General features: G+C 72.2%; 14 protein-coding genes and 1 pseudogene. 12 read left to right on the forward strand and 3 right to left on the reverse strand.

Annotated features, from left to right (window positions below; translation table 11 throughout):
- Positions 1-19: 19 nt before the first annotated feature.
- The 5 genes from eda (at position 20) to VFW79_RS00400 (ending at position 5,196) form a co-directional block, all read left to right on the forward strand.
- Entirely contained in the window at positions 20-661 is a 642-nt protein-coding gene (eda, locus tag VFW79_RS00380; protein WP_329675342.1) for a bifunctional 4-hydroxy-2-oxoglutarate aldolase/2-dehydro-3-deoxy-phosphogluconate aldolase, read from the forward strand.
- Positions 662-678: 17 nt separating this feature from the next.
- Complete coding sequence (locus VFW79_RS00385) at positions 679-1,782, forward strand: sugar kinase (RefSeq protein WP_329675343.1); 1,104 nt, start codon at positions 679-681, stop codon at positions 1,780-1,782.
- A 103-nt stretch (positions 1,783-1,885) separates the two neighbouring features.
- Positions 1,886-3,274, forward strand: a complete 1,389-nt coding sequence (locus tag VFW79_RS00390; protein ID WP_329675344.1) for an MBL fold metallo-hydrolase — start codon at positions 1,886-1,888, stop codon at positions 3,272-3,274.
- Between the two features lie 363 nt (positions 3,275-3,637).
- Positions 3,638-4,606, forward strand: a complete 969-nt coding sequence (locus VFW79_RS00395) for an aminoglycoside phosphotransferase family protein (protein WP_329675345.1) — start codon at positions 3,638-3,640, stop codon at positions 4,604-4,606.
- A gap of 38 nt (positions 4,607-4,644) precedes the next feature.
- Positions 4,645-5,196: a dihydrofolate reductase family protein gene (locus tag VFW79_RS00400; protein ID WP_329675346.1), complete on the forward strand. Its 552-nt coding sequence runs from the start codon at positions 4,645-4,647 to the stop codon at positions 5,194-5,196.
- A 15-nt stretch (positions 5,197-5,211) separates the two neighbouring features.
- On the opposite strand, the gene VFW79_RS00405 is transcribed toward VFW79_RS00400, so the two are convergent.
- Positions 5,212-5,748: an Lrp/AsnC family transcriptional regulator gene (locus VFW79_RS00405; protein WP_414647833.1), complete on the reverse strand. Its 537-nt coding sequence runs from the start codon at positions 5,746-5,748 to the stop codon at positions 5,212-5,214.
- A 126-nt stretch (positions 5,749-5,874) separates the two neighbouring features.
- Between VFW79_RS00405 and ald the strand changes: the two genes are divergently transcribed.
- From ald to VFW79_RS00425, 4 genes are all read left to right on the forward strand, one after another.
- A complete protein-coding gene (gene ald, locus VFW79_RS00410) occupies positions 5,875-6,996 on the forward strand; it encodes an alanine dehydrogenase (protein ID WP_329675347.1) in 1,122 nt (373 codons plus the stop codon).
- A gap of 54 nt (positions 6,997-7,050) precedes the next feature.
- A complete protein-coding gene (locus tag VFW79_RS00415; RefSeq protein ID WP_329675348.1) occupies positions 7,051-7,617 on the forward strand; it encodes a GNAT family protein in 567 nt (188 codons plus the stop codon).
- A gap of 66 nt (positions 7,618-7,683) precedes the next feature.
- Positions 7,684-9,774: a M3 family metallopeptidase gene (locus VFW79_RS00420; protein WP_329675349.1), complete on the forward strand. Its 2,091-nt coding sequence runs from the start codon at positions 7,684-7,686 to the stop codon at positions 9,772-9,774.
- 21 nt (positions 9,775-9,795) lie between these two features.
- Positions 9,796-11,172, forward strand: coding sequence for a M20/M25/M40 family metallo-hydrolase (locus VFW79_RS00425; RefSeq protein WP_329675350.1), 1,377 nt, complete (start codon positions 9,796-9,798; stop codon positions 11,170-11,172).
- 2 nt (positions 11,173-11,174) lie between these two features.
- On the opposite strand, the gene VFW79_RS00430 is transcribed toward VFW79_RS00425, so the two are convergent.
- A complete protein-coding gene (locus VFW79_RS00430; RefSeq protein WP_329675351.1) occupies positions 11,175-11,426 on the reverse strand; it encodes a DUF5703 family protein in 252 nt (83 codons plus the stop codon).
- Positions 11,427-11,521: 95 nt separating this feature from the next.
- Between VFW79_RS00430 and VFW79_RS00435 the strand changes: the two genes are divergently transcribed.
- The gene (locus tag VFW79_RS00435) at positions 11,522-11,836 is read left to right on the forward strand and encodes a primosomal protein (RefSeq protein ID WP_329675352.1); all 315 of its coding nucleotides are present in this window, start codon (positions 11,522-11,524) and stop codon (positions 11,834-11,836) included.
- 3 nt (positions 11,837-11,839) lie between these two features.
- On the opposite strand, the gene VFW79_RS00440 is transcribed toward VFW79_RS00435, so the two are convergent.
- Entirely contained in the window at positions 11,840-12,802 is a 963-nt protein-coding gene (locus tag VFW79_RS00440) for an aldo/keto reductase (protein WP_329675353.1), read from the reverse strand.
- An 86-nt stretch (positions 12,803-12,888) separates the two neighbouring features.
- On the opposite strand from VFW79_RS00440, the gene VFW79_RS00445 reads away from it, so the two are divergent.
- Positions 12,889-13,782 (forward strand): undecaprenyl-diphosphate phosphatase, encoded by an 894-nt coding sequence (locus VFW79_RS00445; protein WP_329675357.1) that lies wholly within the window; start codon positions 12,889-12,891, stop codon positions 13,780-13,782.
- A gap of 88 nt (positions 13,783-13,870) precedes the next feature.
- A pseudogene (locus VFW79_RS00450) lies at positions 13,871-14,263 on the forward strand (cysteine--1-D-myo-inosityl 2-amino-2-deoxy-alpha-D-glucopyranoside ligase); the annotation flags it as partial.

A 14,263-nucleotide genomic window follows, 5' to 3' on the forward strand; every position in this document is an offset into this window, starting at 1 on the left:
CGAGCGAAGAGGTCTCTCCATGGACATCCTGTCGACACTGAGTGCGGTGCGTCTGCTGCCCGTGGTGGTGCTGGACGACGCGTCTGCTGCCGATGCGCTTGCCGGCGCGCTGGTCGCGGGTGGTCTGCCGGTCGCGGAGGTCACGTTCCGGACCGCCGCCGCGCAGGACGCGATCCGCGTGATGGCTGACCGGGGCGATGTCCTGGTCGGGGCGGGCACGGTGGTGACGGTGGCTCAGGTCGACCAGGCGGTCGCGGCCGGCGCGCGGTTCGTGGTGTCGCCGGGGCTGAGCCGCGCCGTCGTCGAGCGCTGCCAGGAGCTGGGGGTGCTCGCGGTGCCCGGTGTGGTGACGGCGACGGAGATCCAGGCGGCGCTCGAGCTGGGCCTGACGACGGTGAAGTTCTTCCCCGCGGGGACCTCGGGCGGTGCGGCTGCGATCGCGGCGCTCGCGGCCCCGTTCGCCGGTGTCCGGTTCGTGCCGACCGGGGGTGTGGGGCCGGCCAACCTGCACGAGTACCTCGCGCTGCCGTCCGTGCTGGCCGTGGGCGGTTCCTGGATGGTGGCCCGTGACCGGATCGCGGCCGGCGACTTCGCCGGCATCACCCAGCTCACGGCTGCGGCAGTCGCGCTCGCTGCCCCGCCCGTGACCTCGATCGCCTGAGCCGAAGGAGTCCGACGATGGCTGCGCTCACTGTTCGTCCCGCCGCGGAGTGCCGGTATGACGTCGTGTCCCTGGGGGAGGTCATGTTGCGACTGGATCCGGGCGAGGGCCGGATCCGCACCGCCCGGTCCTTCCGGGTCTGGGAGGGCGGTGGGGAGTACAACGTGGCGCGCGGGCTCCGGCGCGCGTTCGGTCTGCGTGGGGCGATCGTCACGGCCCTCGCGGACAACGAGATCGGTCGACTCGTCGAGGACCTGATCCTGACCGGTGGCCTCGACACCCAGTTCATCCGGTGGGTCGCGTACGACGGGATCGGCCGCGCCGCGCGCAACGGCCTGAACTTCACCGAGCGCGGCTTCGGTGTACGGGGGGCGGTCGGCGTGTCGGACCGTGGCCACACGGCGGCCTCGCAGCTGGGGCCCGGTGACGTCGACTGGGACCACCTGTTCGGTGACCTGGGCGTCCGGTGGCTGCACACGGGTGGCATCTTCGCCGCGCTGTCCGAGACCGCCGCCGCCACCGTGATCGAGGCGGTCACGGTGGCGAAGAAGTACGGAACCGTCGTCTCCTACGACCTGAACTACCGGCCCAGCCTGTGGCGGGCCATCGGGGGGCAGGCCACGGCGCAGGACGTGAACCGGGCCATCGCCCCGTTCATCGACGTGATGATCGGCAACGAGGAGGACTTCACGGCGAGCCTCGGCTTCGAGGTCGAGGGTGTCGACGAGCACCTGTCGGCGCTCGACGTCTCGGGTTTCTCGGCGATGATCGAGACGGCCGCGGCGGCCTACCCGAACTTCGCCGTGATCGGCACGACGCTGCGCACGGTGCACTCGGCGACCGTGAACGACTGGGGTGCGATCGCCTGGTCGCGCGAGACGGGGGTGGTCCGGTCCACCTACCGCGAGCGACTGGAGATCCTCGACCGGGTGGGCGGCGGTGACTCGTTCGCGTCCGGCCTGATCTACGGCCTGCTCGACGGGCAGCCGTTGCAGACCGCGGTGGAGTACGGCGCCGCGCACGGGGCGCTGGCGATGACCACGCCCGGCGACACCACGATGGTGAGCGCAGCCGACGTCCTCAAGCTCGCCGGCGGTGGCGGCGCGCGCGTCGACCGCTGACCGGCCGACGAGCTGACCCCGTCCCTCGGTGCTCCACGCCGGCAGTCCGCTCGCCGCGTCGCGGCCGGTCGCGGCACACGTCGGTCCGCGGGACGCTGAGCGCATGAGCCAGCACGAGTCGGCCACCCTGACGTTCCTCGGCGCCGTCGGGACCGTGACAGGCAGCAAGTTCCTCGTCGAGCACGCCGGCAGGCGGGTCCTCGTCGACTGCGGGATCTACCAGGGCGACCGCGAGTGGCGCCGCCGCAACTGGGACCCGTTCCCGGTGCCGCCGTCGGACATCGACGACGTCATCCTCACGCACTGCCACCTCGACCACAGCGGCTACCTGCCCGCGCTGGTCCGCGACGGGTTCGCCGGGCCGATCTGGATGACCGAGGGCACGGCGGCGCTGACCGCGATCGTGCTGCGGGACAGCGCGCACCTGAACGAGCGGGACGCCGAGTTCGCCCAGGCGGGCGGCTGGTCCAAGCATGAGGTCCCGCTCCCGCTGTACCGCGAGGTCGACGCCGAGAAGGCCATCACCCAGTTCCGCACCATCGCCTACGACGCCCCGACCGAGCTCGGCGGGGGAGTCGGCGTCACGCTCGTCCGGGCGGGGCACGTCCTGGGCGCGGCGAGCGCGCTCGTGACGGCAGGCGCCGCCCGCGTGCTGTTCTCGGGCGACCTCGGCCGCACGACCCACCCGGTGCTTCGGTCTCGCTCGGCCCCGCCCGCCGCCCGCACCGTCGTCATGGAGTCGACCTACGGCGACCGGTCGCACCCCAAGGTCGAGGGGCGGCCTCACGCGGCGCTGGCCGACGCGATCCTCCGGACCGTCGAGCGCGGAGGCTCCGTGCTCCTGCCGGCGTTCGCCGTCGACCGCACCGAGCTCGTGCTCAAGGCGCTGTCGGAGCTGCGGCGCAGCGGCGACCTGCCGGTCGTCCCGGTGTTCGTCGACAGCCCGATGGCGCTGGCGGCGCTCGACGTCTACCGGCGACCCAGCCTGCGTGGCGAGCTGCGCGACGACGTCTCCCCGGACCTCGTGGACCTGCCGACGCTGAAGGCGGCCCGGACGTCGGAGGAGTCGATGGCGTTGAACAACCCCCGGGTGCCGTGCGTGGTCATCTCGGCCTCGGGGATGGGGTCGGGGGGCCGGGTGGTTCACCACCTGCGGCACATGCTCCCGGACCGGCGCAACACGGTGGTGCTCACCGGGTACCAGGCGGTGGGAACGCGCGGGCGGGCGTTGCTCGACGGCGCGACCGAGCTGAAGATGCACGGCCAGTACGTCCCGGTGCGAGCCGAGATCGTCTCCGACGAGGAGTTCTCCGTGCACGCGGACGCCGACGAGCTCGTCGGGTGGCTCCGCGAGATGCCCGAGCTGCCCGAGACGGTGTACGTCGCGCACGGCGAGCAGGGGTCCACCGAGGCCCTCGCCGCCCGGATCCGCCGGGAGCTCGACGTGACGGCCGTGGTCCCGCGACTGGGCGAACGGGTCCGCCTCAGATGACGTCTGGTCGGGGTCCGGAATAACTCATGTACTGTGGACGCTGAGTAGGACAAGATCAAGAGCTCCCGATCTGCGTGGTGGTGTCAGCATCCCCCCGCGAAGGATCGGCTCGGACGCGGAGCACGTTTCCCTAGCGAGGGATGGACGGACGCGGTCCGAGTGGCTCGTGGCCGACAGCCCCGAAGCAAGGCCTGGGGCGGTTCAAGTCGCGCGTGTTGAGAACAAGCGAGCGCGGTGGACGGTGACGTACAGATGCTGACGGCGGCCGACGGCCCCGGATACCAGGCGACAACGCCGGAGTCCGGGGCCGTTGCTGTCCCCGGATGTCCCGAGTGGTCCCCAGAGCCGAGAAGGGCTGACCCCGTGCAACCAGTCGACCTCGATGTCCCGGCGATCCTGCGCGACGGCATCGGCCGCACCCACGGTGGAGCTGCCTGGATCGACCAGCTCCCGGAGCTCGTGGAGCGGGCCGTGGTGCGGTGGGGGCTCGAGTTCGGTGAGCCGTTCCGGACCGGATACGCCTCGTGGTGCGCGCCGACCACGGCAGTCGGCGGCAGGGATGCGGTCCTCAAGATCGTGTTCCCGCACGACGAGGCGCGGCACGAGTCGGTTGCGCTGCGTGCGTGGGACGGGCGAGGCGCCGTGCGCCTGCTCGACGACGCACCCGAGGACTGGGCGCTCCTGCTCGAGCACGTGCGGCCCGGCACGCCGATGACGGAGTGGGACGCGACCGCCGAGGAGCGCCTGACGGCCGGAGCCGACGTCCACCGTGAGCTGTGCGGCGCGGTGGCCGAGCCGGGCTCGCTCGTCCCGGACGACCTCCGCGCAGCACTGCCGTCGGTCCTCGAGGTGTGCCGAGGGTGGTCGGACCTGCTGGCCGACCGGGCCGCGCGCGCTGCTGTCGAGGGCGACCTCGACCTGGACCCCGGTCTGGTCGCGCTCGCTGTGACGTCGTTGCGTGACCTGCCGGCGTCGGCAGACGCCGATGTCGTCGTCCACGGCGACCTCAACCCGGGGAACCTGCTGCGCGCGCCCGACGGCCGATGGGTCGTCATCGACCCGAAGCCGATGCGCGGCGACCCCGCGTTCGACCTCTGGCCGCTGCTCAGCCAGGTCGACGCCCCGTTCCGTCGCGCCGGCGCGGCTGACGTCCTGCGCCCGCGTCTCGACCTGGTCGCGGACCGTACCGGGCTCGACGCCCAGCGCGTCGCCGCATGGTCTGTGGCGAGGGCGTGCGAGCAGGCGCTCTGGACGTGGGCTGAGCTCGGCGATCTCGCGCTCGCGGACAGGGAGCTGCAGCGCGCAGCGGTGTGGGCGTCGCTCGTCGACTGAGGGGGTGAGATGTCGGTGGCCGCGGGCACGATGGCCGGATGACACGCACGCAGTACTACGTGGCCTCGAGCATCGACGGCTACATCGCGGACACGGCCGGATCCCTGGACTGGCTGACCCCGTTCGATGCGGTCCCTGGCATCACAGCCCACTACGAGGGCTTCCTCGAGGGTGTCGGCGCGATCGCCATGGGCGCATCGACGTACGAGTTCCTGCTCGGTCTGGACATGGACGAGTGGCCGTACCCGGATCAACGCACGTGGGTCTTCACGCACCGGGACCTGCCGCGGTTCCCCGGTGCCGACCTTGAGCTCACCGCCGACGACGTCCAGGTCGTGCACGCTCGCATGGTGGACGCGGCGGCGGGGAGGAACATCTGGCTCGTGGGCGGCGGCGGCCTCGTCGCCCAGTTCGCCGTGGTCGGGCTGCTCGACGAGCTGTGGCTCGGGGTGGTGCCCGTCGTGCTGGGAGGCGGCGTGCCCGTCCTGCCGACGCGACTGCCCGGGACGTTGGCTCTCGAGGACGTGACGCGGTTCGGTGCCGGGTTCCTCGCGCTGCGGTACCGGCTGGACTCGGTCGCCGACGCGTGACCGTCTGGTCAGCGCTCAGCCTCGGGTCGAGCCGCCGGGCGTCATGTGCTCGAAGATGAGGCTTGTCTGTGTGACCGCGACCTCGGGGCGCGCGCTGAGCTGGTCGACGACGAACGCCCGGAGTGCCTCGGTGTCGCGGACCGCGACGTGCACGAGGAAGTCGTCGGCGCCGGCGAGGAAGTACACGTCGAGGATCTCGGGCCGGGCGGCGATGTGTCGGGCGAAGGCCGCGAGCTGTTGACGCGACCCCGGCTGCATCCGCACCGCCACCATGGCACGCAGACCCCGTCCGAGCGCGGCCGGGTCGATGTCCGCATGGAAGCCCCGGATGACGCCGGACTCCCGCAGCAGCCGTACGCGCGCCAGGCAGGTCGACGGCGCGATCCCGACGGCTTCTGCCATCGCGTTGTTGGTCATGCGTCCCTCACGTTCCAGCAGCGCGAGGAGGCGTCGGTCGATGTCGTCGAGCGGCGGTCTGCGCGCCCGATCAGTCCGCAGATCGTTCGGTGCATCGCCTCGGTCGGCAGAGGTCGACGAAGTGTGTGCGGCCATGAGGTGAATGTACCGCAGCAGATGCGGTCGTCATTCACATGAAACATTGAAAGTTCACGCTGAGCACGAGACGTGAGCTACGCCACACAGCCGAAGCCCCAGTGGCCGGACAACCCAGGAGTCGTCATGAGGGTCGGGATCCCCAGCGAGATCAAGAACCGCGAGTACCGCGTCGCCATCACCCCGGGAGGCGTGCACCAGCTCGTCGCGCGCGGTCACGACGTCCTCGTCCAGGCAGGCGCCGGGGAGGGGTCGGCGATCTCCGACGCCGAGTACGCCTCAGCCGGTGCGCGCATCGTCGCCACGGCGGACGATGCCTGGGCCGGAGCAGATCTCGTGTGCAAGGTCAAGGAGCCGGTCGCGGCCGAGTACGGGTTCCTCCGCAAGGACCTCGTGCTCTTCACGTACCTGCACCTCGCCGCGGACCGTCCCGACACCGACGCCCTGCTCGCCTCGGGCGTGACGTCGATCGCGTACGAGACGGTGCAGGCCGCGGACGGCTCGCTCCCGCTGCTGGCGCCGATGAGCGAGGTCGCCGGCCGACTGTCGGCGCAGGTCGGCGCGTACCACCTCATGAAGAACGAGGGCGGCTCAGGGCGGCTGCTGGGGGGAGTGCCCGGTGTCGACGCCGCCAAGGTCGTCGTGCTCGGCGGCGGGGTCGCGGGACTGCACGCCGCCGAGATCGCGCTCGGCATGCGCGCCCACGTGACCATCCTCGACCTGTCCGTGCAGCGGCTGCGCGAGCTCGACGAGGCGTTCGGCGGGACCGTTCGCACGCTCGCCTCGAACGCGTACACGCTCCAGCAGGAGGTGGCCGACGCGGACCTCGTCATCGGCGCGGTGCTGGTGCCGGGCGCGCGCGCCCCCAAGCTCGTGACGGACCAGCTCGTCGCCACGATGCGGCCAGGGTCGGTGCTCGTCGACATCGCCGTGGACCAGGGCGGCTGCTTCGAGTCCACGCACCCCACGACGCACGACGACCCGACGTTCACCGTCCACGGCTCGGTGTTCTACTGCGTGGCCAACATGCCGGGCGCCGTGCCGGTGACGTCGACCCGCGCGCTGACGAACGCGACCCTCCCGTACCTGACGGCGCTGGCCGACCGCGGCTGGGTGGGTGCGCTCCGCGCCGACGCCGCCCTCGCACGCGGTCTGATGACCCACGCGGGTGCCCTGTGCAGCTCCGCGGTCGCCGAGTCGCACGGCTACGCAGCGACGTCGGTCGAGGACGTCCTCGCGCTCGCCTGAGCGGGTCGCGTGAAACGCGATGACGAGCCAGGGGCCGACGTGCCACCCTGACGCATGGATCTGATCGAGTTGACCGATGGCGTCGTCCACCTGCGCGCACCCGACGCGCGTGATGTCGACGCGATCGCCGAGCTGTGCCAGGACCCGGCGATCCAGGAGTTCACGACCGTGCCGAGCCCGTATGGTCGCGCCGACAGCGAGGCGTTCGTCGAGCAGATCGCCTCGGCCGGCTGGGCGTCCGGAACGAACCTCAACTGGGCTGTGCGCAATGCGTCGAGCGACCGGCTGGACGGGATGATCGGTCTCGCGATGCAACCGCCCGGCTCTGCCGAGATCGGGTTCTGGCTCGGTGCGCACGCTCGCGGACGAGGTGTCATGTCGCGCGCGACGGCTCTGGTCGTCGATCTGGCGTTCGACCCCGAGCGGCTCGGGCTCGAGCGGTTGAGCTGGACCGGGTTCACCCGGAACTTGCCGTCGCGGCGGGTCGCCGAGCGTGCGGGCTTCCACGTCGAGGGCCACATCCGGGGGTACGCCGTGCAGCGCGGCGGACGCCGGGACGCGTGGGTCGGCACACTGCTCGCGATGGATGCGAGGCCGGCCGGCCCGGCCGCCGACGGCTGAGCGCGGGGGTCGGCATGCGCCGCGGCGGCGCGCAGGCGAGGCCGGGTGGTCGGCGATGATGAGGGCATGACCTTGAGCTCCCTCGACCCGGCCAACCCGTTCGCGACCCTCTCGACGCTGCCCTACGGACTTCCGGACTTCACGGCGATCAGCGAGGAGCACTACCTGCCGGCGCTGCTGGCGGGCATGGCCGAGCAGCGCGCGGAGATCGAGGCGATCGCGACCGACCCCCAGGCGCCGACGCCGGAGAACACCCTTGACCTCCTCGAGCGGTCGGGGCGCCTGCTGCACCGCGCGGCGACGGCGTTCTTCAACCAGTCGAGCGCGGACGCGAGCGTGGGGCTCGACCAGATCGAGGAGCAGGTCGCCCCGCTGCTCGCGGCGCACCACGACGCCATCCACCAGGACTCCCGGCTGTTCGCGCGCCTCGAGGCGCTGCACGCCGCGGCACAGGCCGGCGACCTGGACCTGGCACCCGACACCGCCTGGCTGCTGCACCGCCAGCGCATCGCGTTCGAGCGTTCCGGCATCGCGCTCGACGCCCCCGCGCAGGCGCGCCTGCGGAAGCTGAACGCCGAGATCACGTCGCTCGAGACCATCATCGGCCGGGAGATCCTCGCGGGTGCGAATGCCTCGGCAGTCCTCGTGACCGACGCAGCCGAGCTCGACGGGATGCCGTCCGACGCGCGCGCCGCAGCGGCCCAGGCCGCGACCGAGCGCGGGCACGACGGGCAGTGGCTGATCGAGCTGCAGCTGCCCACGCAGCAGGGCGCGCTCGCCGCGCTGCGCGACCGTCGGTTGCGTGAACGCGTCCACACCGCCTCGGTCCTGCGTGGATCGGGCGGTGACGACCACGACACCCGCGCGACCGTCCTCGCGCTCGCACGCCTGCGGGCCGAGCGCGCGCAGCTGCTCGGCTACCCGCACCACGCCGGGTACGTGGCTGCCGACGCGACTGCGCGCACCGCCGACGCGGTCGAGGCGCTCCTCGGTCGCCTCGCGCCCGCCGCCGTCGCGAACGCGCGGGCCGAGGCCGCTGATCTCCAGCGCGCTCTCGAGCGCGACGCACCGGGTGCCGACCTCGAGGCCTGGGACTGGGCGTACTACGCCGAGCGGGTCCGCAGCGAGCGGCGCTCGCTCGACGACGCGCTCCTGCGCCCCTACCTCGAGCTTGACCGGGTCCTGCGCGACGGGGTCTTCCGTGCGGCCCGAGAGCTGTACGGCATCACCTTCAGCCCACGGCCCGACCTCGTCGGCTATCACCCGGACGTCCGCGTCTTCGAGGTCCATGAGGAGGACGGGACCGGGCTCGGGCTGTTCCTCGGCGACTACTGGACGCGCGAGTCGAAGCGGGGCGGTGCGTGGATGAACACGCTCGTCGACCAGTCCGACCTGCTCGACGAGCGTCCCGTCGTCGTCAACAACCTCAACATCCCCAAGCCGCCGCCCGGCGAGCCGACGCTCCTGTCGTGGGACGAGGTCATCACGCTCTTCCACGAGTTCGGCCACGCGCTCCACGGCCTGTTCTCGGACGTGCGATACCCGTCCCAGTCAGGCACCGAGGTGCCGCGCGACTTCGTCGAGTACCCCTCGCAGGTCAACGAGATGTGGGCGTGGGACCCGGCGATCCTGCGCTCCTACGCCGTCCACCACGTGACGGGCGAGCCGATGCCGTCCGAGTGGGTCGACACGCTGCTTGCCGCCCGCCAGGACGGCGAGGGCTTCGTCACGACCGAGTACCTCGCCGCCGCGCTCCTGGACCAGGCGTGGTACCGGCTCGCGCCCGACGAGGTCCCGACCGACCCGGCCGACGTCGAGGCGTTCGAGGCTGCGGCGCTCGAGCGGGCCGGGGTTGCGTTCGGACCCGTGCCGCCGCGGTACCGCACCGCGTACTTCAACCACATCTTCGCGGGCGGCTACTCGGCCGGGTACTACTCGTACATCTGGTCCGAGGTGCTCGACGCGGACACGGTGCAGTGGTTCGGTGAGCACGGCGGGCTGTCTCGGGCGAACGGCGAGGAGTTCCGGCGTCGGCTGCTGGCCCGCGGTGGGTCGACCGACCCGCTGGGCGCCTTCCGCGACCTGCGGGGACGCGACCCCGAGATCGCCCCGCTGCTGGCCCGCCGGGGTCTGCTGGCGGTCACGACCGACGTCTGAGCGGCGGGTACGGTGAACGCCATGCCCACCGGCCCCGCCCGCCCGTCGTCCGCCGCCCCCGCTCGGCTCCCCGCTTCGCTCGCTGCGGGGTCGAGCGCCGCTGAGGACGAGGTCGTCGGCCTGTGCCAGGACCTGATCCGGATCGACACCTCGAACTACGGCGACGGCTCGGGACCGGGGGAGCGCGCCGCGGCGGAGCACGTCATGGGGCTGCTGACCGACGTCGGCCTCGAGCCCGAGCTCTTCGAGAGCGAGCCGGGCCGCGCGAACGTGGTGGTGCGGCTCGAGGGCGCAGACCCGAGCCGCCCTGCGCTCGTCCTGCACGGCCACCTCGACGTCGTGCCGGCCCACGCGCCCGACTGGCAGGTCGACCCGTTCGCGGGCGAGCTGCGCGACGGGCTGGTGTGGGGCCGCGGCGCGGTCGACATGAAGGACATGGACGCGATGATCCTGGCGGTCGTGCGCCAGATGGTCCGCGAGGGCCGGCAGCCGGCGCGTGACGTGGTGCTCGCGTTCTTCGCCGACGAGGAGGCTGGCGGCGCCAAGGGGGCCCGCTGGGCGGTCGACCACCGCCCCGAGCTGTTCGCCGGCGCTACGGAGGCGATCAGCGAGGTCGGCGGCTTCTCGGTGGACCTCGACGGCCGGCGGGCGTACCTGCTGCAGACTGCCGAGAAGGGCATCGGCTGGCTGCGGCTCGTCGCGGACGGCCGGGCGGGCCACGGCAGCCAGGTGAACGCGGACAACGCTGTGACGCACCTCGCGGCCGCGGTCGGGCGGATCGGGCAGCACCCGTGGCCGCTCTCGCTCAGCCCGACCGTGCGCACGTTGCTGCAGGGCGTCGCCGACCTCGTGGGCCTGACGTTCGACCCGGAGGACGAGAGCTCGATCGACGCGATCCTCGCGGCACTCGGGTCGGCCTCGCGGTTCGTCGGCGCGACGACCCGCAACACCGCGAACCCGAGCGGCCTCGCGTCCGGGTACAAGGCCAACGTCATCCCGGGCCACGCCGAGGCGACGGTCGACGGACGGTTCCTGCCAGGGCAGGAGGACGAGTTCCTCGCGACCCTCGCCCGGCTGGCCGGTCCGGACGTGACGCTCGAGCACATCCACCGCGACGTGGCCCTCGAGGTGCCGTTCTCGGGCGGTCTCGTGGACGCCATGGTCGGCTCGCTGGTCGCGGAGGACCCAGGCGCGGTCGTGCTGCCGTACATGCTCTCCGCGGGGACGGACAACAAGTCGCTGTCGCGACTGGGCATCGCCGGCTACGGCTTCGCGCCGCTGCGGCTGCCCGCCGAGCTCGACTTCGCCGGGATGTTCCACGGCGTCGACGAACGTGTCCCCGTCGACGCGCTCCGCTTCGGGGTGCGCGTCCTCGACCGGCTCCTGCGGACCTGCTGAGGTCAGCCGATCGTGTAGTCGAGGGTGCTGCGCACGCGGATGATCCTGCGCCGCAGGGTCACCTTGCGCTCGCCCCCGACGTAGAGGACGACGCGGGCGAGCTCCCAGCGGCCGTACTCGGCCTCTTCGGTCAGCCGTCTGCTCGCGTCACCCTGGCTCGTGGACCTCGGGATGCTCAGCACCCGGAACTCGTACTGGGCACTCTGCGCGCCCAGGTCGCCCCGCAGGCTGCGCACTGCTGCTGTCTCTGTCACTCGTCACCGTCCGATCTCGCCACAGACCGGGCGACGCTGGCGTCGTCAGGCCGATTGCAGTGCCATTGTGCACGGTGCGGAGATACCGTCATGCCATGACCGTCGACCCGCGCGCCGCCCTGGACCGCCTGATTGCTGCCCTCGAGGCCCACTTCAACGCCGTCGCCTCCCGTCGGGGCGAGGACGATCCCGGTGTCGACGACGCCTATGACGTCCTCGCGGACGCCTTCGAGGCCTATGACGACGCCCTCGGGACCGTGTACAGCGAGGCCACGCCGTTCTACCTCGCCGAGGAGGACGAGGACGAGGACGACGAGTCCGACGGCGAGGACGCCGAGGAGTCCGACGACGCGGACGACGAGTACGACGACGACGTGCTCGTCGACGAGCTCACCACCGAGGACCGCTGAGGCTCAGCGCCGCTCGGGGTAGCCGAGCTCGGGTGCGCTGATCTCGTCGAGCGCGCGCACGATCTCCGCGGGCAGCTCGACGTCGTCGGCGGCGAGCGACCCGCGCAGCTGCGCGGCGGTGCGCGCCCCGACGATCGCGGAGGTGATCGGCGTGCGCAGGCGCAGCCACGCGAGCGCGACGTCGAGCGGCGTGCAGTCGAGCCCTGCGGCCGCCGTCGCGACCGCCTCGACCACCGCGAGCGACTGCGAGCCGAGATAGGGCTGGACGAACCCGGCCAGGTGCGGGGACGCGGCGCGCGAGTCGGCGGGGATCGTGCGGCGGTACTTGCCGGTCAGCACCCCGCGCCCGAGGGGTGACCAGGCCAGCACGCCGACGCCCAGGTCCCCGGCCGCGGGCAGCACCTCACGCTCGATGCCGCGTTCCAGCAGGGAGTACTCGACCTCGACCGCGGCGAGCCCGACGTCGTCGGCGAGGAGCGTCGCGGCGCGCGCGACCTGCCAGCCCGGATGATTGGAGAGGCCCACGTACCGCGCGCGCCCGCTCGTCACCGCCAGCCGCAGCGCTGAGACGGTCTCGGACAGGGGCGTGTGCGGGTCGGGGACCTGGACGAGCCAGAGGTCGACGTGGTCCGTTCCCAGCCGGCGCAGCGACGCGTCCAGCGTGCTCAGCAGCCCACCACGCGAGGCGTCCGCGCCGCCGCCCGACGCCGCGCTCCGCACGCCGGCCTTGGTGCACAGCACGACGTCCTCACGGGCGACGACGTCGCCGAGCAGCGAGCCGATGAGCTCCTCGGCGCCACCGTCGGCGTACGACGCGGACGTGTCGAGCAGCGTCCCGCCGGCGTCGACGAAGTCCCGCAGCTGCTCGCGGGCCTCGTGCTCGTCGGTGTCCCGGCTCCAGGTCAGCGTGCCGAGGCCGAGGTGGGAGACCCGCAGGCCGGTACGGCCGAGCTGACGCAGTTCCATGACGCGAAGGTTAACCGGCGAGTGTGCTGCGCACCTGACTCTGGCGCGCAACCCGCTCGGCTATCGTTCGGCACGTGACAGCAGGCATGGGTGCAGCGGAAGCCATCTTCCTCGGATTCGTCCAGGGACTGACCGAGTTCCTCCCGGTCTCCTCGAGCGCGCACCTGCGCATCGTCGGCGAGCTCATCGGGCAGACCGATCCCGGTGCCGCATTCACCGCGATCACCCAGATCGGCACCGAGACCGCAGTCCTGCTGTACTTCCGGCACGACATCGCCCGGATCTGCACGGCCTGGTGGCGGGCGGTCCGCGGCGACCACGGCAGTGACCTGCGCTCGCGGATGGGCGCCCCGACGGGGTCGCCCGTCGACCGGGACGCGCTCATGGCGTGGTTCATCGCGCTCGGCAGCATCCCCATCGTCGTGCTGGGGCTCGCGTTCAAGGACTCGATCGAGAGCTCGTTCCGCAACCTGTGGCTCATCGTGCTCACGCTCGTCGTGTTCGGCCTGATCCTCGGCTGGGCGGACCGGGTGGGGGCCAAGCACCGCACGCTCGACGAGCTGTCGCCCCGCCATGCGGTGGCGTTCGGGTTCGCCCAGTCCCTCGCGCTCATCCCCGGCGTCTCGCGCTCGGGCGGCACCATCACCGCGGGCCTGCTGCTGGGCTACACGCGGGAGGCCGCAGCCCGGTACTCGTTCCTGCTCGCGGTCCCGGCCGTGCTGGCCTCGGGCTTCTACGAGCTTGCGAAGAGCGTCGGGGACTTCGGCAAGGCGGGCATGCCCGGTCTCGGTGTGACGCTCATAGCGACGGTCGTGGCCTTCGCCGTCGGCTACGTCGTCATCATCGCGTTCCTGCGCCTCATCTCGACGCGCAGCTTCATGCCGTTCGTCATCTACCGGGTCGTGCTGGCCCTCGTCGTCGTCGTGCTCCTGCTCACGGGTGCCCTCGACGCGGTCGCGGCTGCGCCGGTCGCAGGCTGAGCCCGCGCCTTCCTCGGCTGCCACGACCACGGCGCTCGCGTGCCGGACGCTCACGGTGCCGCAGACCGGTGCCCGTTAGGCTGGGGGTGTGCTCACCTGGCCGACCCCGCAGATCCCTCGACTCCCCGGACGTGGCGGTCCCGTCCGGGTCCGGGACACCTCGACCGGTGAGCTCGTCGTCGCAGCGGCCGGTGACACCGCGACCCTGTACGTGTGCGGCATCACACCGTACGACGCGACCCACCTCGGCCATGCCGCGACGTACATCGCCTTCGACCTGCTCGTGCGGTCGTGGATCGACGCCGGTCAGCGCGTGCGGTACGCCTCGAACGTCACCGACGTCGACGACCCGCTGCTCGAGCGTGCGCTCGCGACGGGTGTCGACTGGCGCGAGCTCGCGATCGAGCAGACGGCACTGTTCGCCGAGGACATGACGTCGCTCGGCGTCGTCCCGCCCGACGTCTACACGGGCGCCGTCGAG

Origin of the sequence: Cellulomonas sp. (assembly GCF_036279715.1) — a bacterium.
Taxonomy (GTDB): domain Bacteria; phylum Actinomycetota; class Actinomycetes; order Actinomycetales; family Cellulomonadaceae; genus Cellulomonas_A.

Bases quoted from the DNA above. Each gene is read 5' to 3' on its own strand.
- VFW79_RS00440 (WP_329675353.1), bottom strand. From the start codon at position 12,802: ATGGAACTGCGTCAGCTCGGCCGTACCGGCCTGCGGGTCTCCCACCTC.
- VFW79_RS00425 (WP_329675350.1), top strand. From the start codon at position 9,796: ATGCCCACCGGCCCCGCCCGCCCGTCGTCCGCCGCCCCCGCTCGGCTC.
- ald (WP_329675347.1), top strand. From the start codon at position 5,875: ATGAGGGTCGGGATCCCCAGCGAGATCAAGAACCGCGAGTACCGCGTC.
- eda (WP_329675342.1), top strand. From the start codon at position 20: ATGGACATCCTGTCGACACTGAGTGCGGTGCGTCTGCTGCCCGTGGTG.
- VFW79_RS00400 (WP_329675346.1), top strand. From the start codon at position 4,645: ATGACACGCACGCAGTACTACGTGGCCTCGAGCATCGACGGCTACATC.
- VFW79_RS00405 (WP_414647833.1), bottom strand. From the start codon at position 5,748: ATGGCCGCACACACTTCGTCGACCTCTGCCGACCGAGGCGATGCACCG.
- VFW79_RS00415 (WP_329675348.1), top strand. From the start codon at position 7,051: ATGGATCTGATCGAGTTGACCGATGGCGTCGTCCACCTGCGCGCACCC.
- VFW79_RS00385 (WP_329675343.1), top strand. From the start codon at position 679: ATGGCTGCGCTCACTGTTCGTCCCGCCGCGGAGTGCCGGTATGACGTC.
- VFW79_RS00420 (WP_329675349.1), top strand. From the start codon at position 7,684: ATGACCTTGAGCTCCCTCGACCCGGCCAACCCGTTCGCGACCCTCTCG.
- VFW79_RS00445 (WP_329675357.1), top strand. From the start codon at position 12,889: ATGGGTGCAGCGGAAGCCATCTTCCTCGGATTCGTCCAGGGACTGACC.
- VFW79_RS00435 (WP_329675352.1), top strand. From the start codon at position 11,522: ATGACCGTCGACCCGCGCGCCGCCCTGGACCGCCTGATTGCTGCCCTC.
- VFW79_RS00390 (WP_329675344.1), top strand. From the start codon at position 1,886: ATGAGCCAGCACGAGTCGGCCACCCTGACGTTCCTCGGCGCCGTCGGG.